General features: G+C 66.2%; 28 protein-coding genes. 1 reads left to right on the forward strand and 27 read right to left on the reverse strand.

Going from position 1 to position 25,452, the window contains the following annotated elements; genetic code table 11:
• Position 1 precedes the first annotated feature (1 nt).
• The 24 genes from trbK-alt to RBJ75_RS21610 all read right to left on the reverse strand — a co-directional run bounded on the left by trbK-alt (position 2) and on the right by RBJ75_RS21610 (position 17,818).
• Complete coding sequence (gene trbK-alt / locus RBJ75_RS21500) at positions 2–391, reverse strand: putative entry exclusion protein TrbK-alt (RefSeq protein WP_044417539.1); 390 nt, start codon at positions 389–391, stop codon at positions 2–4.
• A 10-nt stretch (positions 392–401) separates the two neighbouring features.
• Complete coding sequence (gene trbJ, locus RBJ75_RS21505; protein WP_044417537.1) at positions 402–1,178, reverse strand: P-type conjugative transfer protein TrbJ; 777 nt, start codon at positions 1,176–1,178, stop codon at positions 402–404.
• Positions 1,175–3,631, reverse strand: coding sequence for a conjugal transfer protein TrbE (trbE, locus tag RBJ75_RS21510; RefSeq protein ID WP_276156645.1), 2,457 nt, complete (start codon positions 3,629–3,631; stop codon positions 1,175–1,177). Before trbE ends, trbJ begins: the two co-directional genes overlap by 4 nt.
• A gap of 12 nt (positions 3,632–3,643) precedes the next feature.
• Positions 3,644–3,925, reverse strand: coding sequence for a VirB3 family type IV secretion system protein (locus RBJ75_RS21515; protein ID WP_008827607.1), 282 nt, complete (start codon positions 3,923–3,925; stop codon positions 3,644–3,646).
• Positions 3,925–4,257 carry a TrbC/VirB2 family protein gene (locus RBJ75_RS21520; protein WP_099555744.1) on the reverse strand — a complete coding sequence of 111 codons (333 nt, stop codon included), beginning with the start codon at positions 4,255–4,257 and terminating at the stop codon, positions 3,925–3,927. The genes RBJ75_RS21515 and RBJ75_RS21520 overlap by 1 nt, the downstream gene beginning before the upstream one ends.
• Positions 4,254–5,189 carry a P-type conjugative transfer ATPase TrbB gene (trbB, locus tag RBJ75_RS21525; protein WP_411194477.1) on the reverse strand — a complete coding sequence of 312 codons (936 nt, stop codon included), beginning with the start codon at positions 5,187–5,189 and terminating at the stop codon, positions 4,254–4,256. Before trbB ends, RBJ75_RS21520 begins: the two co-directional genes overlap by 4 nt.
• Positions 5,190–5,406: 217 nt before the next feature.
• Positions 5,407–5,841, reverse strand: a complete 435-nt coding sequence (locus tag RBJ75_RS21530; RefSeq protein ID WP_044416634.1) for a hypothetical protein — start codon at positions 5,839–5,841, stop codon at positions 5,407–5,409.
• An 8-nt stretch (positions 5,842–5,849) separates the two neighbouring features.
• Complete coding sequence (locus tag RBJ75_RS21535; RefSeq protein WP_276156647.1) at positions 5,850–7,838, reverse strand: conjugal transfer protein TraG; 1,989 nt, start codon at positions 7,836–7,838, stop codon at positions 5,850–5,852.
• Positions 7,839–7,863: 25 nt separating this feature from the next.
• Positions 7,864–9,603 carry a relaxase/mobilization nuclease domain-containing protein gene (locus RBJ75_RS21540; protein WP_044413163.1) on the reverse strand — a complete coding sequence of 580 codons (1,740 nt, stop codon included), beginning with the start codon at positions 9,601–9,603 and terminating at the stop codon, positions 7,864–7,866.
• A gap of 244 nt (positions 9,604–9,847) precedes the next feature.
• Positions 9,848–10,609: a lytic transglycosylase domain-containing protein gene (locus RBJ75_RS21545; protein WP_044413523.1), complete on the reverse strand. Its 762-nt coding sequence runs from the start codon at positions 10,607–10,609 to the stop codon at positions 9,848–9,850.
• A 3-nt stretch (positions 10,610–10,612) separates the two neighbouring features.
• Entirely contained in the window at positions 10,613–10,951 is a 339-nt protein-coding gene (locus RBJ75_RS21550) for a DUF736 domain-containing protein (protein ID WP_044413525.1), read from the reverse strand.
• Between the two features lie 45 nt (positions 10,952–10,996).
• Positions 10,997–11,542, reverse strand: a complete 546-nt coding sequence (locus RBJ75_RS21555) for a S26 family signal peptidase (protein WP_044413526.1) — start codon at positions 11,540–11,542, stop codon at positions 10,997–10,999.
• Positions 11,539–12,057, reverse strand: a complete 519-nt coding sequence (locus RBJ75_RS21560; RefSeq protein ID WP_044413528.1) for a DUF2840 domain-containing protein — start codon at positions 12,055–12,057, stop codon at positions 11,539–11,541. Before RBJ75_RS21560 ends, RBJ75_RS21555 begins: the two co-directional genes overlap by 4 nt.
• Entirely contained in the window at positions 12,054–12,308 is a 255-nt protein-coding gene (locus RBJ75_RS21565; RefSeq protein WP_044413529.1) for a hypothetical protein, read from the reverse strand. The genes RBJ75_RS21560 and RBJ75_RS21565 overlap by 4 nt, the downstream gene beginning before the upstream one ends.
• Positions 12,305–12,943: a ParA family partition ATPase gene (gene parA, locus RBJ75_RS21570; RefSeq protein ID WP_044413532.1), complete on the reverse strand. Its 639-nt coding sequence runs from the start codon at positions 12,941–12,943 to the stop codon at positions 12,305–12,307. The genes RBJ75_RS21565 and parA overlap by 4 nt, the downstream gene beginning before the upstream one ends.
• A gap of 208 nt (positions 12,944–13,151) precedes the next feature.
• Positions 13,152–14,039 carry a replication initiator protein A gene (locus RBJ75_RS21575; RefSeq protein ID WP_044417550.1) on the reverse strand — a complete coding sequence of 296 codons (888 nt, stop codon included), beginning with the start codon at positions 14,037–14,039 and terminating at the stop codon, positions 13,152–13,154.
• An 11-nt stretch (positions 14,040–14,050) separates the two neighbouring features.
• A complete protein-coding gene (locus tag RBJ75_RS21580; protein WP_044417548.1) occupies positions 14,051–14,332 on the reverse strand; it encodes a helix-turn-helix transcriptional regulator in 282 nt (93 codons plus the stop codon).
• A 138-nt stretch (positions 14,333–14,470) separates the two neighbouring features.
• Positions 14,471–14,965, reverse strand: coding sequence for a DUF2285 domain-containing protein (locus tag RBJ75_RS21585; protein ID WP_044417546.1), 495 nt, complete (start codon positions 14,963–14,965; stop codon positions 14,471–14,473).
• The gene (locus tag RBJ75_RS29520) at positions 14,940–15,230 is read right to left on the reverse strand and encodes a transcriptional regulator domain-containing protein (protein WP_411194478.1); all 291 of its coding nucleotides are present in this window, start codon (positions 15,228–15,230) and stop codon (positions 14,940–14,942) included. Before RBJ75_RS29520 ends, RBJ75_RS21585 begins: the two co-directional genes overlap by 26 nt.
• Positions 15,231–15,349: 119 nt before the next feature.
• Entirely contained in the window at positions 15,350–15,625 is a 276-nt protein-coding gene (locus tag RBJ75_RS21590; RefSeq protein WP_152647883.1) for a DNA -binding domain-containing protein, read from the reverse strand.
• Positions 15,626–15,733: 108 nt separating this feature from the next.
• Positions 15,734–15,976, reverse strand: coding sequence for a multiprotein-bridging factor 1 family protein (locus RBJ75_RS21595; protein WP_276156648.1), 243 nt, complete (start codon positions 15,974–15,976; stop codon positions 15,734–15,736).
• Positions 15,977–16,163: 187 nt separating this feature from the next.
• Complete coding sequence (locus RBJ75_RS21600) at positions 16,164–16,493, reverse strand: DUF736 domain-containing protein (protein WP_044417949.1); 330 nt, start codon at positions 16,491–16,493, stop codon at positions 16,164–16,166.
• A gap of 572 nt (positions 16,494–17,065) precedes the next feature.
• Entirely contained in the window at positions 17,066–17,506 is a 441-nt protein-coding gene (locus tag RBJ75_RS21605) for a hypothetical protein (protein ID WP_044417951.1), read from the reverse strand.
• A 144-nt stretch (positions 17,507–17,650) separates the two neighbouring features.
• The gene (locus RBJ75_RS21610) at positions 17,651–17,818 is read right to left on the reverse strand and encodes a hypothetical protein (protein WP_171794881.1); all 168 of its coding nucleotides are present in this window, start codon (positions 17,816–17,818) and stop codon (positions 17,651–17,653) included.
• Positions 17,819–18,155: 337 nt separating this feature from the next.
• Between RBJ75_RS21610 and RBJ75_RS21615 the strand changes: the two genes are divergently transcribed.
• A complete protein-coding gene (locus tag RBJ75_RS21615) occupies positions 18,156–18,716 on the forward strand; it encodes a flavin reductase family protein (protein ID WP_276156736.1) in 561 nt (186 codons plus the stop codon).
• A gap of 9 nt (positions 18,717–18,725) precedes the next feature.
• Here the strand turns inward: RBJ75_RS21615 and RBJ75_RS21620 are convergent, their stop codons facing one another.
• From RBJ75_RS21620 to RBJ75_RS21630, 3 genes are all read right to left on the reverse strand, one after another.
• Positions 18,726–19,661, reverse strand: a complete 936-nt coding sequence (locus tag RBJ75_RS21620; RefSeq protein WP_276156737.1) for a DUF2493 domain-containing protein — start codon at positions 19,659–19,661, stop codon at positions 18,726–18,728.
• Positions 19,662–19,975: 314 nt separating this feature from the next.
• Entirely contained in the window at positions 19,976–21,022 is a 1,047-nt protein-coding gene (locus tag RBJ75_RS21625) for a toprim domain-containing protein (RefSeq protein ID WP_276156738.1), read from the reverse strand.
• Positions 21,022–25,386: a strawberry notch family protein gene (locus RBJ75_RS21630; RefSeq protein WP_317528532.1), complete on the reverse strand. Its 4,365-nt coding sequence runs from the start codon at positions 25,384–25,386 to the stop codon at positions 21,022–21,024. Before RBJ75_RS21630 ends, RBJ75_RS21625 begins: the two co-directional genes overlap by 1 nt.
• Positions 25,387–25,452 lie beyond the last annotated feature (66 nt).

Here is a 25,452-nt window from a genome sequence, read left to right on the forward strand (position 1 = left end):
GTTATCTCGCCTCGTCGAGCTGCGGCGGCGCGATCGGTGCGGCGGGTTCCAAGGCCGGCTGATCGGTGCGATCCCATTGGGGAGCGGCGCTGTCTCGCGGCGCTGGCGGCATGTCCGGCAGTCGCTCGGCAGGTCGCGCGCCAGGGGCGAGGAAGCGGTTGCGGTTCTCCGCCCAGGCCCGCAGGCAGGCCGGATCGCGGGGCCCCGCTTCGCCAAGCGCCTGGCAGCGGATCAACTCGTCGCGCAGCGGATCAGCCTGCGCCTGAGTGGTCCGGCCGGACGGCCAGGCCTCGGACGCTTCCTCTTTCCGGCTCATCTCGATCGCGGTCGCGGTGATCGCGACCGCGACGAACACGACGGCGCCAAGCCGGGCGAGCATCTTGCCGTCCATGACCGCGTCCTCAGTTGCCGTTCGGGAACATGCGGGCGTTGCCCGGCTGGTAGCCGCTGCCCGGCGTCAGGAATCGACGGCGCTGCTCGCGGCCCTGTTCGGCTGCGGCCGAGCGCTCGGCCTCGGACAGGCTCTGCGCGCGACCGTTTGCGGCGACGACGGCCGTGAGGTCCGCGAGCTGCTGCGCTTGCAACGCCAAAAGTTGGTTGCCGGCCTGTGTCGCCTGCAGCGCGCCCGTCGCGCCCTGGCTCTGGCCGACCAGCGCTGACATCTGGGTCCGGTTCGTGTCGATGTTACCCACGACGCCCGCCTGGACGCGCATGGCGTCCTGTAGGCCGCCGACGGTGTTCTGCCAGCGCTCGCGCGCACCGGCCACGAGCTGCTGGTCCGAGGACGAAATCGACGCATTGCCGTAGGTCGTGCGGAACGCCTGATCGATGTTCTGCACGTTGTATGCGATGCGTTGCGCTTCGCCCAAAAGCTGTTGCGTGCGCTGAACGGACTGCTGGAGCTGCTGGAGAGACGAAAACGGCAGGCTCGTAAGGTTGCGAGCCTGATTGATCAGACCGGTCGCCTCGTTCTGAAGCGACGTGATCTGGTTGTTGATCTGCTGAAGCGCTCGCGTGGCGGTCAGAAGATTCTGGGCGTAGTTGGTGGGGTCGTAGACGATCCCGCCAAACTGCGCGTGGGCGGGCGGCGCCATAAACGGCATCACGGCGACGGAAGCCGTCAGCAGCGCTGCGGTCATGCGCAGCACGCGCGAGCGGGAATGAACGGAACGGGTCATGGGCGTGCCTCCGGATCGGTTTGGGGAGTGACGTTGGTGAGGTCGGCGATGAGGTCGGCAGCCCAGGCGAGCCGGTTTTCGGCAAGCCACTCGACAAGGAAGCCGTCCGTGCCGCTGCGGGCATGGACTTCCGCGATGAGCGCCTGGTGCTGCTTCGATGAGGCGGCGCAGAGCGCCAATGCGACATCGGACAGGCCCAGCTCGAACAGCCGGTTGCCGCGCCGGGACTGGCAGTAGTAATCGCGCTTGGGCATCGCCCGTGCGAGGATCTCGATCTGGCGATCGTTGAGGCCGAAGCGGCGATAGATGGCCGTGATCTGCGGCTCGATCGCGCGTTCGTTCGGCAACAGGATGCGGGTCTGACAGCTCTCGATGATGGCCGGCGCGATCGCCGATCCGTCGATGTCCGACAGCGACTGCGTAGCGAAGATGACGCTGGCGTTCTTCTTGCGCAGCGTCTTCAGCCATTCGCGGAGCTGGCCCGCAAAGCCCTCATCGTCGAGGGCGAGCCAGCCTTCATCGACGATCAACAGCGTCGGCCGCCCGTCGAGGCGGTCCTCGATGCGGTGGAAGAGATAGGCAAGCACGGCGGCAGCGGCGCCGGTGCCGATCAACCCTTCGGTTTCGAAGACCTGAACATTGGCTTCGCCCAGATGCTCGGCCTCGGCGTCGAGCAGCCGACCATAGGGACCGCCGACGCAATAAGGTCGCAGCGCCTGCTTGAGATCGTTGGACTGGAGTAGGACGGACAATCCCGTCAGCGTCCGCTCGGTGATTGGCGCCGATGCCAGCGAGAACAAGGCCGACCAGAGATGCTCCTTCACCTCCGGCGTTACGGCCACGCTCTCGCGCATTAGGATCGCGACCAGCCAGTCGGAGGCCCATGCACGCTCAGCGACATCGTCGATGCGCGCGAGCGGCTGAAGCGACACGCTGTCGTCTGAGCCTTCGGTGAGGCCGCCGCCGAGATCGTGCCAGTCGCCACGCATGGCGAGCGCGGCTGCCCGGATCGAGCCACCGAAATCGAAAGCGAAGACCTGGGATTGCCGATAGCGCCGGAACTGCAACGCCATCAGCGCCAGCAGCACCGACTTGCCGGCGCCTGTGGGGCCGACGATCAGCGTATGGCCGACATCGCCGACATGGATGGAAAGCCGGAACGGGGTCGAGCCTTCGGTTTTGCCGAAGAGCAGTGGGGGTGCTGCAAAATGCTCGTCCCGTTCCGGTCCCGCCCACACCGCCGACAGCGGGATCATGTGGGCGAGATTCAGTGTGTTGATCGGGGGTTGGCGGAAATTGGCGTAGACATGGCCGGGCAGCGAGCCGAGCCAGGCGTCCACAGCGTTGATCGTCTCGGGCATCGCGGTGAAGTCGCGGCCCTGGATGACCTTCTCGACCATCCGCAGCTTCTCGGCGGCGATGCGCGGATCATCGTCCCAGACAGTGATCGTCGCGGTCACATAGGCCTGGCCGGCATAATCGGCGCCCAGCTCCTGCAACGCCATGTCGGCATCGGCCGCCTTGTTGGACGCATCGGTGTCCACGAGGGCGGAGGCCTCGTTGGTCATCACCTCCTTCAGGATGGCGGCGATCGATTTGCGCTTGGCGAACCATTGCCGCCGGATCTTGGTCAGCAGCTTGGTGGCGTCGGTCTTGTCGAGGAGGACTGCCCGCGTCGACCAGCGATACGGAAAGGCCAGCCGGTTCAGCTCGTCGAGGATGCCGGGCGTGGTTGCGGTCGGAAAGCCGACTATGGTGAGGATGCGGACATGCGCGTCGCCGAGCCGGGGTTCGAGCCCGCCGGTCAGCGGCTGATCGGCGAGCAGCGCATCGAGATACATCGGCGTCTCGGGGACGCGGACGCGATGCCGCTTCGTTGAGACGGTCGAGTGCAGATAGGTCAGCGTCTCGCCGTCATCGAGCCAGGCGCATTCCGGCATGAAGGCGTCGATAAGCTGGAGGATGCGATCGGTGCGGTCGGCGAAACCGCGCAGGATCTCGTGCGCGTCGACGCCGGTGTGATCGCGGCCCTCGTAGAGCCAGGTCTCGGCCCGTGCGGCGTCCTCGGCCGGCGGCAGATAAAGGAAGGTCAGGAAGTAGCTGGACTCGAAATGCGCGCCGGCCTCTTCGAAATCTGCCTTGCGTTCCGCGTCGACCAGGCCGGATGCGCTGTCGGCGAACACGCTGGCCGGATAGGTCGCGGCGCCATGGCGCTGCGCTTCGACGAAGATGGCCCAGCCGGAGCCGAGGCGACGGAAGGCGTTGTTGAGCCGGCCGGCGACAGCGACCAGTTCGGCCGGCACGGCGCTGTCGAGGTCGGGGCCGCGGAAGCGCGCGGTGCGCTGCAGGCTGCCGTCCTTGTTCAGCACGATGCCTTCGCCGACCAGCGCCACCCAGGGCAGGAAGTCGGCGAGCCGCGTATTGCGGTTGCGATATTCGGCGAGGTTCATCATCGGCGTCGCTCCTCAGACCGACAGGTGGCCGGGGATGCGCAGATGCTTGCGCACGACGTCGACGAACTGCGGATCGCGCTTGGCAGCCCAGACGGCTGCGAAATGCCCGACAGCCCAGAGGCCGAGGCCGACCAGCCAGAGGCGCAGGCCCAGGCCGAGCGCGGCCGCCAGCGTGCCGTTGAGGATGGCGAGCGAGCGCGGAGCGCCGCCGAGCAGGATATGCTCGGTCAGCGCCCGATGGACCGGGACCGAGAAGCCCGGCAACTCGCCGCCATGGTCCGCGCCGTCGGCCATCAGACGAGCGCTCCGCCGCCGAACGAGAAGAACGACAGGAAGAAGCTCGATGCGGCGAAGGCGATCGACAGGCCGAAGACGATCTGGATCAGACGACGCGCGCCGCCCGACGTATCGCCGAAGGCGAGCGTCAGGCCGGTGATGATGATGATCATCACCGCGATGATCTTGGCGACCGGCCCCTCGATCGATTCGAGGATCGATTGCAGCGGTGCCTCCCAGGGCATCGACGAGCCGGAGGCGTGGGCGGCCGGCGCGAGCGCCAGCGTGAGAAAACTGACGGACACCGCCGTGGCGATATGGCGGCGGATGCGCAAAGCATGCTGGATCATGACGGGTCTCCTGTGAGGGGCTGGCTTGCGGGGGTGACGCGGTAGTCGCCGTCGGGGCCGAGACCCTCGATGCGGGCGAGTTCGGCGAGCCGGCGCGAGGCGCCGCGGCCGGAGAGCACGGCGACGAGATCGATCGTTTCGGCGATCAGCGCGCGCGGGACGGTGACGACGGCTTCCTGGATGAGCTGCTCCATCCGACGCAGCGCGCCGATGGCGGTGCCGGCGTGGATCGTTCCGACGCCGCCGGGGTGGCCGGTGCCCCAGGCCTTCAACAGATCGAGCGCCTCGGCGCCGCGCACCTCTCCAATCGGGATGCGGTCGGGGCGCAGGCGAAGCGAAGAGCGAACCAGATCGGAGAGCGAGGCGACGCCGTCCTTGGTCCGCATCGCGACCAGATTTGGCGCGGCGCATTGCAGCTCGCGCGTATCCTCGATCAGCACGACGCGGTCGGAGGTCTTCGAGACCTCGGCTAGCAGCGCGTTGGTAAGCGTGGTCTTGCCTGTCGACGTCCCGCCGGCGACCAGAATGTTGCGGCGGTCGGCGACGGCCTGGCGCAGCGTCTCGGCCTGACCGCCCGCCATGATCCCGGCGGCGACGTAATCGTCGAGCGTGAAGACGGCGACGGCGGGCTTGCGGATCGCGAAGGCCGGCGCGGACACCACGGGAGGCAACAGCCCCTCGAACCGCTCTCCCGTCTCGGGCAGCTCGGCCGAGACACGCGGGGCGCCGGGATGAACCTCCGCGCCGACATGATGGGCGACGAGGCGGATGATCCGCTCGCCGTCCGACGGCGACAGCAGCTCTCCCGTGTCGGAAAGTCCTTCGGAAAGCCGGTCGACCCAGAGCCGCCCATCGGGGTTGAGCATCACCTCGACGATCGCGGGGTCTTCCAGAAACCGGGCGATCGCCGGCCCGAGGGCCGTGCGCAGCATGCGCGCGCCGCGAAGGATCGCCTCCGATTTCTGGTGAGTGGCCGCCACGTCGTCCCCGTTCTCTTGCGGGACCGCGACATGCGGCCCTGGATCGGGGATGAGTAGAAGAGGCAGAAATCATGGCCTGACAACAACCATAATGTGGTCGTCGTACTGTGGCGTACAAATACAGGGAAACGGCGGAACGCCGGAATACTTGAAGTGGACGTGGCCGTGATTAATCCGCGTCGTGCGCGGGCGTGATGTCCTCGGAAATCTCTTGCCGTAGCTTGGGCCCGTGAGCGAGTCGCCGGCCGAGCGCGGTGACGAACGCTTCGTAGCGCTCGCCGGCTTTGGCGCGCGCCGCTGCCTGGGCGGGCTCGGGGAGCGGCGGGTTCGTCGTCAGCCAGAATCGGATGAAGACGGCCAGCGTTTCGACGGCGATTCCAAGATCACGCTCCATACGCGCCATTCGCCGGTCGAGCTGGTCGAGCCGTTTCGTCGTAGCCGCCTCCTGCCGTTCGGCAGCGTCGGGCGACAGGAAGGAGGCGATGCCAGCTTCCGCGATCAGCGAGAGGGATTGATCGCGCCGGGCGGCGTGCGCGGCGAGCGCCTTCATGACGTCGGGTTCGAGATACACCGATAGCCGCTGCTTTTTGGGAGGCTTTGCCATGGTGCCTCCTAAAGCTCGATACCGTCGCCGGGATCGAGCGATGCTTGGCGTGCGACCTGGCGCATGGTCTGATTCATCCTCGAGAGACGTGCGGCGTCCTCGTCGGCGTCATCGCGAGGATCGATCTCAAATTCGTTTTCGATGGGCTGCCTTGGCTCGACGGGCTTTGCGCGGCTCAGTTCCGGCTGATGCCGGCGCTCGGAGTCGGTCGTATCCTCATCCTCCGATCCATGCTCGCCGTTGGTCGCGATCGACACGGTCGGCGCCGCTGGAAGCGGCAGCGCGCTCCAGTCATCGGGCCGTGCCGTTGTCGGTTTCACCAGGTTCGGCGGCGTTACGATGCGCTCCTGAAACCGGCGATCCTCATAGTACCGCGCTTTCTTCGCGCGGATCGGTGGCGTACCGGCAACCATGACGATCTCGTCGGAAGGCGGAAGCTGCATGATCTCGCCAGGCGTCATCAGTTGCCGGGCTGTTTCCGAGCGCGAGACCATCATGTGGCCGAGCCAGGGCGACAGGCGGTGACCGGCATAGTTCTTCATCGCGCGCATCTCGGTCGCGGTGCCGAGCGCGTCCGAGACACGTTTGGCGGTCCGTTCGTCATTGGTCGCGAAGCTGACGCGCACATGGCAATTATCGAGGATCGAATTATTTGGCCCATAGGCCTTCTCGATCTGATTCAGCGACTGGGCGATGAGGAAGGCTTTGAGACCGTAACCGGCCATGAACGCCAGGGCGCTCTCGAAGAAGTCGAGGCGGCCGAGCGCCGGAAATTCGTCGAGCATCAGGAGAAGGCGATGGCGGTTGCCCTTCGCCTTCAGATCCTCCGTGAGCCGCCGGCCGATCTGATTGAGGATCAGCCGGATCAGCGGCTTGGTCCGGTTGATGTCCGACGGCGGCACCACGAGGTAGAGCGTGGTCGGATGCTTGCTGCCGACGATATCGACGATGCGCCAGTCGCAGCGGCGTGTGACCTCGGCGACGACAGGATCGCGATAGAGGCCGAGGAACGACATCGCGGTGGACAGCACGCCGGACCGCTCGTTGTCGGATTTGTTCAGCAGCTCGCGCGCGGCGCTGGCGATCACCGGATGCGGTCCGGCCTCGCCGAGATGCGCCGTCCTCATCATGGCGGCGAGCGTTGAATCGATCGGCCGCTTCGGGTCGGAGAGGAAGGCGGCAACGCCAGCCAAGGTCTTGTCGGCCTCGGCGTAGAGGACGTGCAGGATGGCGCCGACCAGCAATGCGTGGCTGGTTTTTTCCCAGTGGTTCCGTTTCTCCAGCGAGCCCTCCGGGTCGACCAGGATGTCGGCGATATTCTGGACGTCGCGGACCTCCCATTCGCCGCGGCGGACCTCGAGCAGAGGATTGTAGGCGGCGGACTTCGCGTTCGTCGGATCGAACAGCAGCACGCGACCATGACGCGCGCGGAAGCCGGCGGTGAGTTGCCAGTTCTCCCCTTTGATGTCGTGGACGATCGCCGAGCCAGGCCAGGTCAGCAGCGATGGCACGACCAGGCCGACGCCCTTGCCGGATCGGGTGGGCGCAAAGCACAGCACATGCTCGGGACCATCGTGGCGGAGATAGTCCCGATCGAACTTCCCCAGGATGACGCCATCCGCGCCCAGCAGGCCAGCGGCGCTCACTTCGCGGGCGACGGCCCATCGGGCGGAGCCGAACGTCTCGGCGTTCTTGGCCTCACGCGCCCTCCAGACGGACATGCCGATCGCGACGGCGATGGAGATGAAGCCGCCGGACGCGGCGATATAGGCGCCCTCGATGAAGATCGGCGGGGCATAGGCATCGTAGAAATACCACCACCAGAAGAAGGCCGGTGGATAGTAGATTGGCCAGCCGGCCAGCTCGAACCAGGGGAGTCCGAGCTGTGGTTGGAAGCCGAGCCGATAGGCCGTCCACTGCGTCGCCGCCCAGGTTGTCATGACGATGATGAGGAAGACGGTGAGGATCTGGCCCCAGAGGATCTTGGTCGCCGACATGGCGGGCACTCCTTGCTTGATTGGGCTACATGCCGAGGCCACGGTTGCGGCCGAAGCTCCAGTCGACGCCGCCTGCGCCGCGCGACACGCCGGAGACATGCTGGCCGATCTGGCGTTCGAGGGATGGCGACCAAGGCACGAGCTGGAAGCCGAGGCTGTCGTCGATCATGGCGAAGCGGCCCGAGGCGAGGGCGAAGCGCTGGCGGTAAGTGCCCGCCACATACTCGCCCGTTGCGGCCTTCGAAAATTGTCGGCCGGTCTCGGCCGCGAGCTTTTCGCCAAGGGCCTCGACCTCGCGCTGCCTCAGCGTGTCGATCAGCCCGGGGGAGAAGCTGACGCCGCGTGTCTGCCTCTCGGCAAGGCCCTGACCAACGAGATGTTCGGCCCGCCTGTCCATCGCCTGGCGCACCTCGGCGCCGAAGCCGCCGCCTCCGAGGGCAACGGGATCGCGGGCGATAGCCTGCCGGTCGAGCCAGGTTGCGCCGGTCGCATGGACTTGGGCGGAGATGTCGAGGTCGGAGCGGACGGCGAGCGCGACGCGGCGGCGGCCTTGCGCGTCGTCGAATTTGCGCAGCTCGACGATCGAGCCCGGCGCGCTGTCGCCGGCGGCGTCGAGGTCGGGCAGCTTGATGTGATGGGTGCGTCCGTCCGTGCCGTCGACCACGGCATAGGCCGTGCCCTTCAGCTCGTCATCGAGACCGCGATCGACCAACCGCCCGATGACCGGGTCGTTGACGCTCTCGCCGGCGAGCACATAGCTGGCGGCGCCGCGCTCGATGCCGCGCTCGGTCAGGCCGCGATGGATGCGCTTGATGATGTCGCCACGCTCGCCCAGCTCGCGCAACGTCGCCTCGGCATGCTCGGTCACGACCCATTGGCCGGGGCCGACCTGATCGGCGAGGCCGAGCGTCTCCAGCTTCCGCAGGCGGCCGACCTTCATCGCGTGGAATTCGTCGGGCTGGCGGTCGGGGTGCGGGGCGAGATCGACGACGCCGGTGCGATAGCTGTCGCGGGCAAGTTGCCGGTCGAGATTAGTCCAGCGCTCGGCGTCGATCTGACGTTGGAGATTGCGGCGGATCTCGTGATCGGTGCGCGGCCCCAGCTCCTGCGTGACGAGGTCCTGCGCGCGGGCGCGCATGCCTTCCTTGATGTAGTCGCGCGAGATGACGAGGTCCTGGCCGTCATCGGTGCGCCCGCGCAGGATGATATGGACGTGGGGATTGTCGGTATTCCAGTGATCGACCCCGACCCAATCGAGCTTTGTGCCGAGGTCGGTCTCCATCTGCCCCATCAGGTCGCGGGCGAAGGTCTTGAGGTCGGACATCTCGGTCGCGTCCTCGGGCGAGACGATGAAGCGGAAGTGGTGGCGATCGTCCTGGGTGCGCTCGGCGAAAGCCTTGGGGTCGGCGTCCTCAGTCTCCGGTCCGAACAGCCGGGCCTTCTCCCCATCCCGGGTGACGCCCTCGCGCCGGAGATAGCTGAGGTGCGCGGCGAGCGGCGCGGCCCGCGCTGAGTGCCGGACGACGCGGGTCTTGATCACCGTGTTGCGCGATCGGCTGGTGAGCAGACGATTGGCCTGCACCGTCGCGCGCTGGCCGCGGCCGAACCGCGAGCGGTTGCCCGAGCTGATCTTGCCGGAGCGCGAGACGCTGCCGCCGGCGCGCTGGGCGGCCGCCAGCGCCTGGGCGATGAAGGGCCGCGCCTGTTGTGCGCGGGTGGATCGGATGCGGCCCGGCCGGATGCGGAAATCGTCCTCGCCGCTCATCGCCGGGACCCCGCACATCGTGCAAACGCGCGGAAATCCTTGGCGAAATGGCGGATGCGCAGGCTGCGCCGATCAGGCGCACCTCGCGCAAATGCGCCATAAGTCTCTGAAAACACACGACCGCACCAAGCCGCACCTCGCGCGCTTTTATCTCGCCATCGTGCGGTTGTGTTGCCTGCTCCTCCTCCTCGGACCGCCATCCGTCCGCCAGAGCATGCCATTGCCCGATCAGGTGCGAACGCGGTCATCGCGGGACACCGGAGGCATTGCGAGCGACGAACAGCCCATCGGTGCGTGGCGCAATCGCGCTTTGATCGCGCGCTGGGGCTGGTGTTATCGCGTCATCCGGCTCGCTTTCACGATGCACCGGAACGACACTCCCGCTGCCAGATGACTGCACGACGAAGAGCGGCGCACGGGTCCAGGCGAGCGGATCGGCGGTCGCCACCATGACAGGGACGATGTTCTCACCGCCGCCGAGAACGGGCGCGAGCATGGCGACATAGGCGCGCGTTTCGGCGGGCAATGGACGGCCGGCGAGATACTCTTCGTAGCGCCCGGGACCAGCATTGTAGGCGGCGAGGAAGCCCGGCGAACCGTAGCGGTCGTGCATCTCGCGCAGATACGCCGCGCCCGCCAGAATGTTGTCGCGTGGATCGTATGGGTTCGAGCCGAGGCCGTGACGGGCGCGAAGGCTGGCCCAGGTATCGGGCATGATCTGCATCAGGCCCATCGCACCCTTCGGCGAGACGGCGCGCACATCACCCCGGCTTTCGACGCGCATGACCGCCCGAATCCACGCCTCGGGAATGCCGAACCGCTGCGCCGCTTCGGTTACGAAGACGGCATAGGGATCGACGCGTGACGAGCGTTCGGCGGGGGTCTCCTGCGCGTTCGCCGATGGGCAAAGCGGCGCGGCCAGAAGCAGGCCGGAAAGGAGAAGGAAGGCTGTGCGCCGGAGGGGGATGCTCCCTCCGACGACAGACGCGTGACAAATGAGAGACATCGCTCAGTCCCGCTCCCCGCGCTTCGGCGGGCGATTCCAGCTCAGTCCCCAGGCGGACTTGTCGTCGACCGACTGGAAGAGATTGGCGCGGATCGGATGACCAAAGGTCGGATCGTCGATCTGCAGCGAAACGTAGTCGCCGGCCTTCTCGCCGGTGCGCTTCCATCCCGCGCCGATCTCCGGGCCGTCGTCGTCGGGGCCGAGATGGATGCGGAAGTCGGGCGCATTCTCGGCATCGGAACTCTCTGCCGGCACGAGCACCAATTCGGCATCGATGGTGAGCGTGCGGACGCGACCCGCATAGCCGCTCTTGGTGCGCGTGAATTGACCGATCAGGGACATGAGTTTCTCCTTGGCTATGCGGTGGACAAGGTCGTGGGCGCGCCGTCACCGCGTCGGCGCGCGCCAGACGAAGCGGCCATCGCTGTCCTCGTCGGTGTAGAGAGGGGTGGCCCGACCGATGACGGAGCTGGTGGGAAGCGGGCCGAAATAGCGTCCGTCCAGACTGTCGCGGACCTGCCAGTTCATCAGGAAGAGTTCGCCGTCAGCGACGACGCGGCATCCCTGCCAGATGGGCAATGGTCGCCCGCGACGGTCGTGGTCGAGGGCATCTCCCATGGCGATGCCGTCGACGGTGATCGCGTTGCCGTTCCGGCAAATGCGCTGCCCAGGAAGCGCTGCGACGTGCTTCATGAGAGGCACGCCGCGCGGGAGATATCCGCCGTCCGAGAGGAAGGTCGCGAGCGGTTCTGGCGCGCGGACCGCAACCAGATCCGTGACATCGAGCCGTCCAGGCGCGTCTATCGCATACAGGCCGATCGGCGTGCTGGCGGAGGCATTCCAGATCAGCTTCGGCGCAAATGATACGATCGAGAGGATGCCCATCAGCATCACCGCCAGGTAGGTCGTCATGACATAGGCAAAGCGGCTCATGGCATGATCCTCCGGCGCAGGAGGAAGGCGCGATGCTGCTGCGCGTCGTAGGCGCGCGGTGCTTCACCGACGGTCAGGCGGTTGTGGACGTGTCGCCAGTGTTCCGGCGAAACGTCCATCGCGTCGATGCCCCGCGCCTCGATCGCGTCGATGAACTGGAGCACGCGCTCGACCTTCGGCCATCCATCCGCGCGCAACAGGATGTCGCCGCCGGCGCGCACGAACGGCAGCGTCTGGCAGGGCTCGCCGACACTTACGGCGCGCACTATGTCGAGGCGCGACAGCGCGGTGCCGAAATCATTCGAGGTCCAGCGAACGAAGGCGAAGACGCTGTCCGGCGCGAACGACACGACGCGTCGGCGGCGGTCGATGATCTGTTCCGCGACCTCGCGGCCGAACCTGATCCAGAATTCGATTTTCTTCTCGATCCATGTCAGTTCGACCTGGGTCAGGACATCGGCCGCGGGCGAAGACGGCAAGCCGCTGCGCAGCGACGTGTCGGCGACACCGATCATCGGGGCTCTCCTTCACTGGTTGGGAACTCGCGTTCGAACAGCGCGCGCAGCATGTCGGCGACGGTCTGTCCGCGCTGGAATGCGGCGATCTTGATCCGGCCGCGCATGTCGGCGGTGACGTCGATCGTCAGCCTGGCCGTGAAGTCGGCGGTAGCCTCCACGCGGGGCGACGGACGGTCTGGCGCCTTGATCCAGCTTTCCGGATCGGCCGGGCGGGCCGCGAAGCTGCGTTTCGAGGAGCGCTCGCTCATGTCCCGATCCTCATGACTTCGGCTGCGAGCGCGGCGATCTCCCGCGCGGCGGGCGACGAGTCGTCCTGCTCGGCCGCGAGCCGCCCGGTCTGCACGACATCGGCGAATGCGATGCGCTGGCCGATGGTGGTCAGGAGCGGCGGCGGATCGTGCTCCGCGAGCGTCTCGGCGGTGTCGCGGGCGAGGATCGTGCGGGCCGCACAGCGGTTCAGCACGAACCGCGCCTTGAGATCCGGTCGATAGATCCGCGCTTCGCTGAGCAGCGTCAGCATCTCGGCGGAAGCCCAACCGTCGAGCGGCGATGGCTGCACCGGGATCAGCACGAGGTCGGCAGCCAGCAGCGCAGAGCGCATCAGGCCAGCGACACGCGGCGGTCCGTCGATGACGACGTGATCGACGTCGCGCGCCAGCTCCGGCGCTTCACGGTGGAGCGTGTCGCGCGCCAGGCCGACGACACCGAAGAGCCGCTGCAATCCCTCCCGGTTGCGTTGCTGCGACCAGTCCAGCGCCGAGCCCTGGGGGTCGGCGTCGATCAATGTGACGCGCTTGCCGCAGCGCGCCCATTCGCCGGCGAGATGCAGCGCCAGCGTCGTCTTCCCGACACCGCCCTTCTGGTTGAGGAACGCGACGATCATGACGGTCTCCCGGCGATCAGGGACTCGTCCACAGCGGTCGAAAAACCGGGTTCCGTTAGAAAGATTCCGTAGGAATCTAGGTTAGATAAGTTACGGCGCTCGCAAGCTGCTGATTCAGCGTGATGAATCGGCGATTCCGGTCCCCGATAGCACGAGAGTCCGGTCCCCGATGGCACGATAGTGCCGGTCCCTGATAGCACGAGATGATTCACAGCTTATCCCCAGGGTGACTTGTCGAGCGGCGGCGGCGGCGCGGGATGCCGAGCGCGTCCGGATCGGTTGGTGCGAAGGACAGGATTTCCGGCCCGCCAAGGCATTGCTCGATGGTGAGCCGGTAGCCCGGCAGCGGCTGGCGCCGGACGATGTCGCGCAGGTCGTAGGCGAAGTGCTTGAGCGGCGAGAGGCTGCCCGACTTGGCGTGGAGATGAGGGAAATCGAAGCTCCAGCCGAATTCCTGCTTGCCGCCGTGCTTACGCACCAGGCGGTAAAGCCAGCGCTCCAGCCCGCCAGTGAGATCGAAGTATTTGCGATCGATCGTCAGCACGAGCGCGTCGTCGAGAACTGCGCCGTAGAACCAGTCGGGGACGATCAGCTCGAGCCCGAGCGGCCGGCCGCGGTGATCGGCGCGCTCCTTCCATTCGTTGATCCAGGAGAAGCGGTGCATTCGCCGCTCGGTGGGCTGGCGGATCGAGGTCGCGATGGTGGTCGATTGCAGCCGGTCGAGCGCAGCCTTCAGGCGGTCGTAGTCGCGCAGCGACACGCCGCGGCCGATGAAGTTCAGAATTTCATAGGGGGTGGTCGCCATCAGGCGCGACGGCCGCAAGCCGACGTCACGCGCTTCGACGATCTGCGAAGCCGCCCAGATCAGGACATCGGCGTCCCAGATCGTCGCCATGCCGTGTTCGGGCACGGCTTCGACGCGGATCTTTACCGAACCCGCCTTGAAGTCGATCGGCGCCAGGCGCTTCGACTTGGCAAGCGAGAAGAATGGATAGGCCATGAGGTCCTGCGCGTCGCGCGGCGCGAGATCGCCGGGCAGCGCCCGAAACAGATCGAGCTGCGCGCGCTCGTCATGCTGTGTGTGACGGGACGACATGGCAGGTCGTCTCAGCGCGGCTGGCGGCCGGCGAAGCGGCGGTCCGAAGGCTCCTGCCGCTTTGCGGGGAGAACCGTACCGCGCGGGTCGGAGGTCGAGCTAACGAGGCCGCGATCCGCCCAGGTCTGGAGATCTTCGATGGCGTAGACGACTCGGCCGCCGAGCTTCCGGTAGGCCGGGCCGGTGCCGTAGGTACGGTGCTTCTCAAGCGTGCGCTCGGACAGTCCGAGGAAGCGAGCGGCTTCCTGCGTGCGCAGGTAGCGTGGCGGGATGCCGGCGGTAGTTTCGGCCATTGTCGAGCCTCCGTGGTCTCGTTGGGGGCCGCTGCCGTCAGGCGGCGGTTCGAGAGCACGGTGGCGTGAAGACGGTGGGTCGGACGATGTCGAAGATAGGAATCTAGTTTCGACACGCCTCAGGCGATCGGCGGCGGGCTATGATCGGCGGGGTCGACGCAGGAGGGAGCGGTAGCCACCCTCGACGAGTTTCATCCCGTCGCGCGCCAGCCGGATGGTGATTTCGCGGAGCGCGTCCCCGGCCCAGGAGGCGGAGTCGATCTTATGGCCGGGGAACAGAGCCTCTCCGATCGATCGATACGTCGCTCCGGCACGACGTCCATCGACCGCGCGCAGCATCTGTCGCGCACGCTCGCGGCGTTGCGGGGTCATTCGAGGGTCGATCGGCACGCGCTTGCCCTTGATCGCGTCCCAGAACCGGGTCAGCGCACTCTGTCGGTCCGGTGTGAGGTCATCGAACATGACCATCGCCGCAAGGGGGTTCTCGTCGCGCGGGTCGGCGAGCGTGACGTCATAGTGCTCGCCGCGAATGTCGAGCCTCAGATGAGAAGGGTCGTGTTGGAATATGGCGCGGAGGCGCAGTTCGTCGGCAGTGATGGAGAAGCCGTCAGGACGTGGACCTGCGGCGAACAATATTGCAGCAGGGTCGATTTGTGGGGTCCAGAAGATCTGCTGGGTGTGAGCCGGGACAAGTGGGTCGGCGCCGAAATCGCAACCCCCATAGGTTCGCAAATTCTTCCGCCGTTTCGAGTGAAAGCCGGCCGCTGGACACAAGATCCTGATAGGCTTTCCGGTAGTCGGGGTTTCGGCGCAGGAATTCCCATGCAAGGTCACCCGGATTTAGATTGTCGATATAGTCATAGGCGGTCTCCGACCGCCAACTTTCATCTTCGGACATCCTCCAACGCCTCCGCGCAATTGTGACGCAACGCGAGTCAAGCAGCGGTCACATTCCCAAGTTGAGTATTGCGTGGGAAGAACGAAGTCGGATCAACGTGATGCAGGTTCTGCATCACCTCAGTGCAGGCGGGGACCAAGAAGCTCGCAAAAGCCGTTTTCGGTCATCCATTTCGCGCGAGCGAGGTGGGCGGCGTACACTTGAAAGGCACGTTGGGGTTCGGCGATGGCGTCGAGACCGAACACGACTTCGACTACCTCATGCCAATCTGCACCTTCAGCGTCCGCGTCGAGCAAACGCAGGTACAGCTTCAGGTGCGCCTGATCATAGGCGGTGAGCGATGCCCCGCTTGGCGGTTGGTCCAGGAAGTCGTGTTTGGTCACTTTGATCCCCATTCATAGATGTATCCATTTTGAAGGGGATTGTTAACGATGATTTGGCTGTGCCGTTGTCGCGGGCAACAGGTGCGGGAAGAACGCGCGATGGCGCTCCACCCTGTGACGTCAGGCGTCTTTCTTCCCATGAACCAGCATCACTCCCACGCTTTCGCCGGAGTTGAGGAGGACGACGCCGCTGGCCTCAAAGGCGCGCCGGACCTGATCGCGAGTCGATTCATACACCTCAAGTCCGCTGTCGGATTCGAGGCGCTTCAAAGCGGTCAGTGATACCCGGGCCTTGTCAGCGAGCGTCTCCTGTGTCCAACCCAGCAACGCGCGTGCGGCCCGCGATTGTCGGGCGGTGATCATGCATGATCACCTCCCACTTGGACCTACTCGCACGCTAGAACTACGGCTATAATAGTCGTTCTTGCGGCCCGGGGCCAGCGGTTCTGGCTTTTTGACGCCGGGTTTTGATCGCATTGCCGCGAACTGATTCGGTTCGCGCAGGCGTTTGGCCCCGCCCGGGTTGTCCGGGCGGGGCGTCGCGCTGGCCTTACTCGCCGTTGCGGCGGCCGTTCGGGCGGGACCAGATGAGGCTGAAGCCTTCGCCTTCCTCGTCGTCGAAGAGGTTGGCGTAGATCGGGGCGGTGAAGCTCGGATCGTCGAGCTTGAGGCCGAGATAATCGCGGCCCTCGTTGGAGCGCTTGGACCAGCCGGCGCCGATTTCCACCCGGCCAACAAAGACGCGGTGGCTGGGGCTGTTGTCGCCGGTGCGGTTGGCTTCTGGGACGATCCGGACGTTCTTGGCCTGGAGCGAGAGGGTGACGATTTCGCCGGTAAACTCGTTGTTGCCGGTCTTCTTGAAGGTGCCGATGGTCGCCATGATAGTTCTCCTTGAACTCTGTTCCGAGCCCGCACCATTGCGGCCTCGATGGCGATCGACCGGCCGGAGGCGATTGACGGCGCACCCCGCAGGGGCCTGACAGCAAAGGAGGGACTTTCTTGGTTCGCGAGGAATGACGGCGCAGCCGGTAGGGGAAGAAAGTTTCGACGCCGCTGTTGCGGCATAGGCGATCGAGGCGCAGCCGACCTTCGGCCAGATCAGCCCATTGAAGAGGCCGTTTTGGAGCGGTCGACCTGACAGAGACGCATCACAGGAGAACGTGGCGACGATCCCGAACCGATGGACCGTGACGACGCCTGACACCGCGGTTCAAACCAACTCCGCCAGACGCTACGTTCCGCCGATTCCTGCCCATCGCCCGCGAGATCGTCCCTCTCGGCACTCGCACCGTTGGGAGTGCTTGCACGGTGTTGCCCCCAAGCCTGCCCCGAGGGAATGGCGCATCGGTTGGATTAGCGCGTCGATCCGATCAACGCGATTCATGCGACCCTGCCGACGAGGAGCGCGACATGTAAGACATGAACCCGCCATCCCGCCGCCGGCAGCGATGGTCAGGCCCGCGCGACGGTCTGCCCGGCTGGTCCGGGCGCGGCCATTGCTGTCACCCGGATCAGCGCTGTGACGCCAACGGCGATTGCGCCGACGACGGAGAAGATGATCTGCCAGGTGTCGGACGGCATGGTGTGTTTCACGATGCCATGCGTCGCGTGGTAGCCGGCGAGCGCCGCAGGCGCGACGAAGGCGAGTGCGATGGCGAGCCGTATCCAGAGCTGACGGATGAAGGCGAGCAGGAATTGGCCGAGGCCGAGCGTCAGCGCGGCGGTGGCGAGGCCGACGAGGGTCGCCCCGAGCCAGCCGGCGCCGGTGCTATAGGCCCATGTCCCGGCGCTGACGCCGGCGAAGAACGGCAGCGCGAAGACAGCCAGTGTAAATAGAAGCCAGCACAGAGCGCCGATCGCGGCGATGCTGGCGAGGATGCCGATGAAGATCATGGTGGTGTCCTCCGTGAGATAAAGGTCTGACGGTCGCGCCTCCACCACCACCACGGCGCGTTGCCAGTATAGCCGAAGAGAAGGCGGAACGGGAGCGGAGATCCCATGGGATCTCCGCTTGCCGCCGTGACGCCTTGCCCGTGGTCAGCGGGCGAAGGGATCGACCTCGTGAACGATGGCGGCGAAATCGCCGTCATATTCGCCGGCGGGCATGACGCCCATGGTGCCGTCGCCGGCCTGGAAGATGACGATGGAGACCATGAGGGTGGTGGCGAGGCTGAAGGCGAAGGCGTGAGCTTGATTGAGGGACATGTGACCGGCTCCTGTCTTGGAGGCGGGAGACCATCTCCCGCGCGACAGGCGCCCGATGTGTCCGGCCGATGGCCGCGATCACCGCGCAGGCGAAGCCGGAGCGGCGGCACGCTTTGCGTAGTCCGACCCTTTACGGGTTGATGGCGTCAGGCCAGCGGCCGGACCAAGGATCAGCGCAATGGAAGCGGGAGATGGCTTTCCGCCATGACCGGGGCCACGATGGAAACGCCCGTTCAATGCTTTCGCGCCAAAGCATCGCCGCCATGCTGCCGGTCGTGATGCTGCCGACATGGGCCGGTATGGTCATGCAAAGCGCAAACAGCCGAAGAGGATGCCCATGGCCAAGCTTCCCAAGAAGAGCGATTTCCCGGTGAGCCAGGTGCGGCGCTATTTGGAGCCCGGCCCGATCGTGCTGGTGTCGTCGAAGTGGCAGGGCGCGACCAACATCATGACGCTCGGCTGGCACACGATCCTGGAATTCTCGCCGTCTCTGGTCGGCCTGATGATCTCCGGCGGCAATCACAGTCACCGCATGATCCGCGAGAGCCGGGAGTGCGTGATTAACCTACCGACGACGGCGCTGACCGATACCGTGGTCGGGATCGGCAACACGTCAGGAGCCGAAATCGACAAGTTCGCCAAATTCAATCTCACGGCGGAAGACGCGAGCGAGATCGATGCGCCTCTCATCAGCGAATGCCATGCCAGCTTCGAATGCCGCCTTCACGACGATGCGCTGGTCGACAAGTACAATTTCTTCATCTTCGAGGTGGTGAAGGCGCATGTGGCCGCATCGCCGAAGCATCCCGCGACGCTGCACTACACCGGCGACGGCGTGTTCGTGGTGTCAGGCAAGATCATCAGCCGCAGATCGCTGTTCCGACCTGAAATGCTGTGAAGGCAGCGCTTACGCGCCGCCTCCTTTCTGGCGGAAGTCGAACAGTGGGATGCCGAGTTTCCTTGCCTTGTCGGCGAGGTTGTCCTGAATGCCGGTGCCTGGGAAGACGATGACCCCGATCGGCAGGACGTCCAGCATCTGATCGTTGCGCTTGAACGGTGCGGCCTTGGCGTGTTTCGTCCAGTCGGGAGCGAAGCCGACCTGCGACACCTTGCGGGTGTCGGCCCATTTGGCCGCGATCTTTTCGGCGCCCTTGGGCGACTTGCCGTGCAGCAGCACCATGTCGGGGTGCTTGGCGTGGACCTGATCGAGTTTGGCCCAGATCAGGCGGTGATCGTTGAAATCGAGCCCGCCGGTGAAGGCGATCTTTGGACCGGCGGGCAGCAGCACCTGATTATCGGCGCGTTTCTTGGCGGCGAGGAAGTCCCGGCTGTCGATCATCGCCGAGGTCAGGTTGCGATGGTTGACCATCGATCCGCTGCGCGGTCGCCAGTTCGATCCGGTGTGGCGCTCATAGTGTTCGGCGGCCTGGTCGCGCATCAGCTCGAAAGCGTTGCGGCGTTCGATCAGGGTCTGGCCCTCGGCGGTCAGGCGCTCCAGCTCGACAGCCTTCACCTCACTGCCGTCCTGCTCGCGCTGGCCGCGGCGCTGCGCCTGCTCGTTGTCGTCCAGCTCGCGCTCGATCCGGTCGGTGGCTCGGTGGAAGAGGTTGACGGTCGACCAGAGGAGATCGTCGAGGTCGGGCTCGAGGCGGGTGTCCTCCAGGGTGACGATCAGGGCGTCGAAGATGTCGGCGATGGCGCCGGCGACATGGTCGCCCTCCGGAAGCGGTCGGGGATCGGGTTCATCCGTGAAGGGACGGAAGCCGTAAAGTTGGAGTTCGCTAAGGATATGGTCGGTGGGGGAAGAGGCGTGGTGCGGTTCGTAGTCGTCGTGCTCGCTCATGGGATGCTCCGTCGGTTCGACCGCGACCCTCGCGGCCTTCATGGCGACGAAAGCCGGCGGGCGGGCCGGACCTGCATCCGGAGCTAAGCGGAGGGCCGGAGCACAGCGGAGGATGGCGAAGGCGGGCTATTTTGCCTCGCGATGGAAAGCGGCCCTCGGCCGCGCCGGAAAATAGTCCGCCGCAGACATTGCGGGTCCGGGCCGTTTGCTGGCCGATCGCCCTCTGGAAGGCCGGGGCGCGGTTCTCTCTGACCTGGGGATCATCCGAGCGATGCCGACGACGGCGCTCCCGCCGTCTGCATTCTCCTTGCGGCCTATGCCGCCAGCGCCATGAAGCGTGCGACGTCCTGGGGCGCGATCTGCACCCGGGCCGCTGCCCGGAGGCTATCCAGACCTGCCAAGCGGAGATCCTCGTTGAAGTCGCCCAATGTTGGAGACACCACGACAGCCTCGATCCCGGCCGCGTTCGCCCGTTCGATCAATGCTGCCATCGCACCGTCGCCGGCCGGATCATTGTCGCGGGCGATGTAGAGCCGGCGCAGCGTGTCGGGGAACGAGATGGCGGAGAGATGCGCCGCCGAGAGCGCCGCCGCCATCGGCATGTTGGGCAGCGCCATCCTGAGCGACAGCATCGTCTCGATCCCTTCGCCCGCCGCCATCACTTCGCCCGCCACACCGAAGCGAACGGCATGTCCGAGGAGGTCACCCATCGCCCGTCTCGGGGTGTCGATCGGGGCCTTGTCCGAACCGTCAGGTGCGAGCCAGGTGCGGTGCGCGCCGGTCTGATGTCCGGCGAGATCGGTGACCGATGCGATCATCGCTGGCCAAGTCTCGGTCGGGGAATACTCGTCGGGCCGATAATAGCACCTAGGATGAAAACGCAGGCTTCCGGTTCCGTGCAAATCCGTAATGCCGCGTGTGCGGAGATACGTCTTTACGAGCGTGCCCGAAATCGGCTGCGCCATGCCAAAGAGCCGCCGTGCCGCTTCGGGTGAGCCGGTCTGCGCCGGTGACTTGCGCTCGCCACCATGCGGGCGGTCCGGTTCGGGATGCGGCATCGACAGAAAGGTGCGCGCCTCATCGGCGACGTCCTTGAAGTCAACCAAGCCGCAGCTCTCGCGGATGACGTCGAGCAGGTCGCCATGCTCGCCGGTGGCGGCGTCGGTCCATTTGCCGGCGGCGCCCTTGCCGGTTTCGCCGCCCTTCAGTCTCACGAACATCGAGCGGCCCCGCGTGTTGCGGACGTCGCCGACCAGCCAGTAGCGGCCCTCCCGATGACCGGCGGAGAGATAGTGGCGGCACACCGCCTCGGCCTGCCGGCCGAGACGGATCGCCAGTTCGGAAGCGTCCTGCCGCGCCATCACGCCGCCTCCCGCTCGCCGACGCGCTCGACCGGGTAGCGCTCAAGCACTTTGGCAAGGATGGCCGCGCCGGTCGTATCGGTCGGCACGAACATCCGCAGCTTCCACGAGATGATCTCATGAAACAGGCCATAGGCCCGCAGGCGATCGCGCATGGCGTCGGTGAAGCCCGACAGCTCGATGCGGTTGGCGCCCATGACCCGAACGCGGCGAAGCTGAAGACCCTCGGTCAGATCGAGGATGGTCTTGCCGTCCATCAGCGCCATGAAGGCGTCATCGGGCGTCAGGGTTGACGTGCCGGCCGCGAGCGCGCCGGCCACCCAGGCGGAGGAGACGCGGCGGCCGACGATGCGCTCGCCGTCGTCGGTCTGGAGGCGATAGACCCGCGTCGACTCGTTCGGCAGCCGCTTCCAGATTGGCAGCAACAGCCCGCTGACGACATGGATGGTGCTATCGGCATACTCCGGCACCTCGGCGGCCTCGACGTCCCAGGCCGCTTTGAAGGCGATCCGCTCGGCCTGCACCCAATGGGTCTCGTCCATCATCTTGATGGGAATGTTGTGCGCCTCCATCGGCCGGATCAGCCGCACGCGCCGTTCGATCTCGCCATCGTCCAGCATGATGCTGGTGGTTGGTATCTGCACGGCGGCGCGGCCCGAACGCTCGTTGACCAGCAGCTTCGCGCCCGGGTCATCGAGATGGTCGAGCGCCTCGGCCAGCGTCACGGGACGGTTTCGCTGGCGCTGGGTGATGGTCAGCAGCCGAGCCTCGGCCCCGGTGCCAGGATGAACGTGGATCGTTCGGCGGTCGGTGACGATGAAGCTCTCGGCCTGCAGCGTCTCCAGCCCGACGTCGTAGCTGCCCGAAGCGATTGCGCCTTCGATCTTGGCGTTCAGCAGCCGCTCGAACGCGGTGAACAGGACACCCTGAAGCTCGATGGTCAGCGCCAGCAACCTGTTGAGGAACGTCGTGATGGGCGGCAACTCATCCTTGATGCCGGTGGAATCCATCAGCGAGAGGCCCGTGGCATCCTCGAACATCTGGAGTGAGCACCCCTCGACCTTGCCGCGCACCAGCAGCAGGTAGAGCTGCCGCAGGGCGTCGCGGGCGTAGTGGCTCTCCAGATTGTCCTCGGGCCGGAACAGGCCTTGACCGCCCGTCTGGCGCTGGCCGCGCGTGATCGCGCCCAGGGTGTCGAGGCGGCGAGCGATGGTCGAGAGAAAGCGCTTTTCCGCCTTCACGTCCGTCGAGATCGGCCGGAACAGCGGTGGCTGCGCCTGGTTGGTCCGGTTGGTGCGGCCCAGGCCCTGAATGGCGGCGTCGGCCTTCCAGCCCGGCTCCAGCAGATAGTGGACGCGCAGGCGCTGGTTCCGCGCCGACAGATCGGCGTGGTAGCTGCGCCCGGTGCCGCCGGCGTCGGAGAAGATCAGAATGCGTTTCTGATCATCCATGAAGGCTTGCGTCTCCGCCAGATTGGCCGAGGCGGCGCGGTTCTCCACGGCGAGGCGGTCGATGCCGCCGGGGCTGGTCATGGAGTCGGCACCCGACTTGCGGACGATGCGGCGCGAACGTCCCGTCACCTCTGCTACGACATCGGTGCCGAAGCGCTGGACGATCTGGTCGAGCGCGCCGGGGACGGGTGGCAGCGAAGCGAGCCTCTCGATCAGCCGGTCACGACGGGCAACGGCGTCGCGGCTTTCGACCGGCTGGCCGTCGCGAAACACCGGCCGCGACGACAGATTGCCCTCGCTGTCGGTGAAGGGCTCGTAGAGCTGCACCGGGAAGGAATGGGCGAGATAATCCAGAACATATTCGCGCGGGGTGATGTCCACCCGGACGTCGTTCCATTCCTCGGTCGGGATCTCCGCGAGCCGACGCTCCATCAGGGCTTCGCCGGTCGAAACGATCTGGATCACTGCGGCGTGGCCATCGGCCAGGTCCTGCTCGATCGACCGGATCAAGGTCGGCGTCTTCATCGAGGTCAGCAGATGACCGAAGAAGCGCTGCTTGGCGGATTCGAAGGCGGAGCGGGCGGCGGACTTGGCCTGCCGATTCAGCGTGCCGCTGTCACCGGTGATGTTGGCGGCCTGCATCGCGGCGTCGAGATTGTTATGGATGATGGCGAAGGCCCCGGCATAGGCGTCGTAGATCCGCGTCTGCTCGGGGGTAAGCTGGTGCTCGACCAGCTCGTATTCGACACCGTCATAGGAGAGCGACCGGGCCGTGTAGAGGCCGAGCGAGCGCAGGTCGCGGGCCAACACCTCCATCGCCGCCACGCCGCCATCTTCGATCGCCTCGACGAATTCGGCGCGGGTGGAGAACGGGAAGTCCTCGCCGCCCCAGAGGCCGAGGCGCTGGGCGTAGGCGAGATTGTGGACGGTGGTCGCGCCGGTCGCCGAGACATAGACGACGCGCGCATTCGGCAAGGCGTGCTGGAGCCGTAGGCCCGCGCGGCCCTGCTGCGAGGCGGCGACATCGCCGCGTTCGCCCTTGCCGCCAGCGGCGTTCTGCATGGCGTGGCTCTCGTCGAAGATGATTACTCCATCGAAGTCGGAGCCCAACCATTCGACGATCTGCTTGACGCGCGAAAGCTTACTCCCGCGGTCATCGGACCGTAGCGTGGCATAGGTGGTGAATAGGACGCCTTCCGACAGGCGGATGTCATTGCCCTGCGAGAAGCGCGACAGCGGCGTGACCAGCAGGCGTTCCATGCAGAGCGCCGACCAGTCGCGCTGGGCGTCTTCCAGCAGGTTGTCGGACTTCGATATCCACACCGCCTTTCGCCGGCCCTGCATCCAGTTGTCGAGGATGATGCCGGCCGACTGGCGGCCCTTGCCGGCGCCGGTGCCGTCACCGAGCATGAAGCCCCTGCGGAAACGCACGGCGTTCGGTGCATCATCGGGCGCGGCCGAGACGATGTCGAAGGTCTCGTCGAGCGTCCAAGAACCGGCGAGGAAATCGGAATGCGCCTCGCCGGCGTAGATGACGGTTTCGAGCTGTGCGTCGGAGAGAAGCCCGTCGGTGACGATGTTGGCGGGCAGGCGCGGCCGATAGCTCGGTTTGGGCGGCGCGACCGAGGCCATCGCCACGGACTGCACGAGCTTGGTTGGGTGAGCCTGAGCGCCGGGAATACGGATCGCCTGCAATCCGTATTCTTCATAGATCGCATCGGTGATCCGGCCGTCTTCGGCGGGCGTCCAGTCCACGGTGTCATAAGCGAGTTCGACACCCTCGGGCTCAGCGACGGTGCGGGCCGGCGATGAGGCGGCGACGCGGGCGACGTAGCCGCGAATGGTCCGCGGAGCCGGCGCGGGCGAAGCCATGGTGGCGGCCACGGCCGGATCGACAGGCAGCCGCGCTGGGACGTGTTCGCCGATCCATCCGATGAGCGTCGCAACGTCGGGCGCGACGCCAGGCGAAGCCGGAAACGCCGCCGCATCATCGGCCGGAACCTTGTCGATGACGGTCAGGCGGGTGTCGATGGTCGTGCCATGCTTGGCATAAACCGCGCCGTCGATCGCGGCGCTGAACACGACGCGGCCGTGTTCCTGCAGGCGGGCGAATGCGGCCCGCCACGCCGGCGCATCCGGCGCGAAGCTGGCTCCGGTGATCGTCACGAGGCGGCCGCCGTCGGCCAGGCGCGCAAGCGCTGAGGCGATATGGCGATAGGCGGCGTCAGCCATCCGGCCCGTTACATTCGCCATCACCGAGAACGGCGGGTTCATCAGGATGACGCTGGGCACGATGCGCGCGTCGAGATGATCGTCGATCTGGGCCGCGTCGAAGCGGGTGACGGGAATGGCGGGAAAGAGGTGGGACAGAAGATCGGCCCGGGTGTCGGCCAGCTCGTTGAGAACGAGCGCGCCCCCGGCCATCTCGGCCAGGACAGCGAGAAGGCCAGTGCCGGCGGATGGCTCCATCACGCGATCGGCCGGCGTGACGGCGGCGGCGATCAGTGCCGCCACGCCGAGGGGCACCGGCGTCGAGAACTGCTGGAAGGACTGACTTTCCTCCGATCGCCGTGTGTGCGTGGGTAGAAGGTTGGCGACCTTTGCCAGCATCGGCAGGGCTGCGGCCGGAGACTCGGCTTTGCGGAAAAGCGCGGTTCCGTATTTGCGCAGGAACAGGATCGTCGCGACTTCGCAGGCCTCGTAGGCGGACTTCCAGTCCCAGGCGCCCGTCGTGTCGGAGGCGCCAAAGGCCTGTTCCATGACAATGCGCAGGATCGCGGCGCTGACTGGCCGGCCCTGTTCCAGATGGGGAAGGAGTTGCCCGGCGGCGGCCAGGATCGCGGCGGAAACGGGCCTTTCCGGCGCGAGCGGAAGCGAAGCCGCCGAGGCGGCGGGACGGGGAGCATAAAGCATTGTGAGGACCTCTGAGAGCGGAGACGGACAAGCCAGCCGGCGCTCTCTCTCAACCGGACGGGCTCA

The sequence above is a fragment of the Rhodopseudomonas sp. BAL398 genome, from assembly GCF_033001325.1.
GTDB lineage: Bacteria > Pseudomonadota > Alphaproteobacteria > Rhizobiales > Xanthobacteraceae > JARJEH01.

What these genes read in the sequence shown, in the direction of transcription:
- RBJ75_RS21555 (WP_044413526.1), bottom strand. Translation starts at nt 11,542, where the DNA reads ATGAGCCGCTTTGCCTATGTCATGACGACCTACCTGGCGGTGATGCTG.
- RBJ75_RS21620 (WP_276156737.1), bottom strand. Translation starts at nt 19,661, where the DNA reads ATGAGCGAGCACGACGACTACGAACCGCACCACGCCTCTTCCCCCACC.
- RBJ75_RS21590 (WP_152647883.1), bottom strand. Translation starts at nt 15,625, where the DNA reads ATGGGGATCAAAGTGACCAAACACGACTTCCTGGACCAACCGCCAAGC.
- RBJ75_RS21560 (WP_044413528.1), bottom strand. Translation starts at nt 12,057, where the DNA reads ATGATCGGTGTCGCCGACACGTCGCTGCGCAGCGGCTTGCCGTCTTCG.
- trbK-alt (WP_044417539.1), bottom strand. Translation starts at nt 391, where the DNA reads ATGGACGGCAAGATGCTCGCCCGGCTTGGCGCCGTCGTGTTCGTCGCG.
- RBJ75_RS21580 (WP_044417548.1), bottom strand. Translation starts at nt 14,332, where the DNA reads ATGGCCGAAACTACCGCCGGCATCCCGCCACGCTACCTGCGCACGCAG.
- RBJ75_RS21630 (WP_317528532.1), bottom strand. Translation starts at nt 25,386, where the DNA reads ATGCTTTATGCTCCCCGTCCCGCCGCCTCGGCGGCTTCGCTTCCGCTC.
- parA (WP_044413532.1), bottom strand. Translation starts at nt 12,943, where the DNA reads ATGATCGTCGCGTTCCTCAACCAGAAGGGCGGTGTCGGGAAGACGACG.
- RBJ75_RS21520 (WP_099555744.1), bottom strand. Translation starts at nt 4,257, where the DNA reads ATGATCCAGCATGCTTTGCGCATCCGCCGCCATATCGCCACGGCGGTG.
- RBJ75_RS21530 (WP_044416634.1), bottom strand. Translation starts at nt 5,841, where the DNA reads ATGGCAAAGCCTCCCAAAAAGCAGCGGCTATCGGTGTATCTCGAACCC.
- RBJ75_RS21545 (WP_044413523.1), bottom strand. Translation starts at nt 10,609, where the DNA reads ATGTCTCTCATTTGTCACGCGTCTGTCGTCGGAGGGAGCATCCCCCTC.
- RBJ75_RS21600 (WP_044417949.1), bottom strand. Translation starts at nt 16,493, where the DNA reads ATGGCGACCATCGGCACCTTCAAGAAGACCGGCAACAACGAGTTTACC.
- RBJ75_RS21550 (WP_044413525.1), bottom strand. Translation starts at nt 10,951, where the DNA reads ATGTCCCTGATCGGTCAATTCACGCGCACCAAGAGCGGCTATGCGGGT.
- trbB (WP_411194477.1), bottom strand. Translation starts at nt 5,189, where the DNA reads ATGCTGCGCACGGCCCTCGGGCCGGCGATCGCCCGGTTTCTGGAAGAC.
- RBJ75_RS21595 (WP_276156648.1), bottom strand. Translation starts at nt 15,976, where the DNA reads ATGATCACCGCCCGACAATCGCGGGCCGCACGCGCGTTGCTGGGTTGG.
- RBJ75_RS21515 (WP_008827607.1), bottom strand. Translation starts at nt 3,925, where the DNA reads ATGGCCGACGGCGCGGACCATGGCGGCGAGTTGCCGGGCTTCTCGGTC.
- RBJ75_RS21615 (WP_276156736.1), top strand. Translation starts at nt 18,156, where the DNA reads ATGGCCAAGCTTCCCAAGAAGAGCGATTTCCCGGTGAGCCAGGTGCGG.
- RBJ75_RS21605 (WP_044417951.1), bottom strand. Translation starts at nt 17,506, where the DNA reads ATGATCTTCATCGGCATCCTCGCCAGCATCGCCGCGATCGGCGCTCTG.
- RBJ75_RS21610 (WP_171794881.1), bottom strand. Translation starts at nt 17,818, where the DNA reads ATGTCCCTCAATCAAGCTCACGCCTTCGCCTTCAGCCTCGCCACCACC.
- RBJ75_RS21565 (WP_044413529.1), bottom strand. Translation starts at nt 12,308, where the DNA reads ATGAGCGAGCGCTCCTCGAAACGCAGCTTCGCGGCCCGCCCGGCCGAT.
- RBJ75_RS21540 (WP_044413163.1), bottom strand. Translation starts at nt 9,603, where the DNA reads ATGAGCGGCGAGGACGATTTCCGCATCCGGCCGGGCCGCATCCGATCC.
- trbJ (WP_044417537.1), bottom strand. Translation starts at nt 1,178, where the DNA reads ATGACCCGTTCCGTTCATTCCCGCTCGCGCGTGCTGCGCATGACCGCA.
- RBJ75_RS21625 (WP_276156738.1), bottom strand. Translation starts at nt 21,022, where the DNA reads ATGGCGCGGCAGGACGCTTCCGAACTGGCGATCCGTCTCGGCCGGCAG.
- trbE (WP_276156645.1), bottom strand. Translation starts at nt 3,631, where the DNA reads ATGATGAACCTCGCCGAATATCGCAACCGCAATACGCGGCTCGCCGAC.
- RBJ75_RS21535 (WP_276156647.1), bottom strand. Translation starts at nt 7,838, where the DNA reads ATGTCGGCGACCAAGATCCTCTGGGGCCAGATCCTCACCGTCTTCCTC.
- RBJ75_RS21575 (WP_044417550.1), bottom strand. Translation starts at nt 14,039, where the DNA reads ATGTCGTCCCGTCACACACAGCATGACGAGCGCGCGCAGCTCGATCTG.
- RBJ75_RS29520 (WP_411194478.1), bottom strand. Translation starts at nt 15,230, where the DNA reads ATGTCCGAAGATGAAAGTTGGCGGTCGGAGACCGCCTATGACTATATC.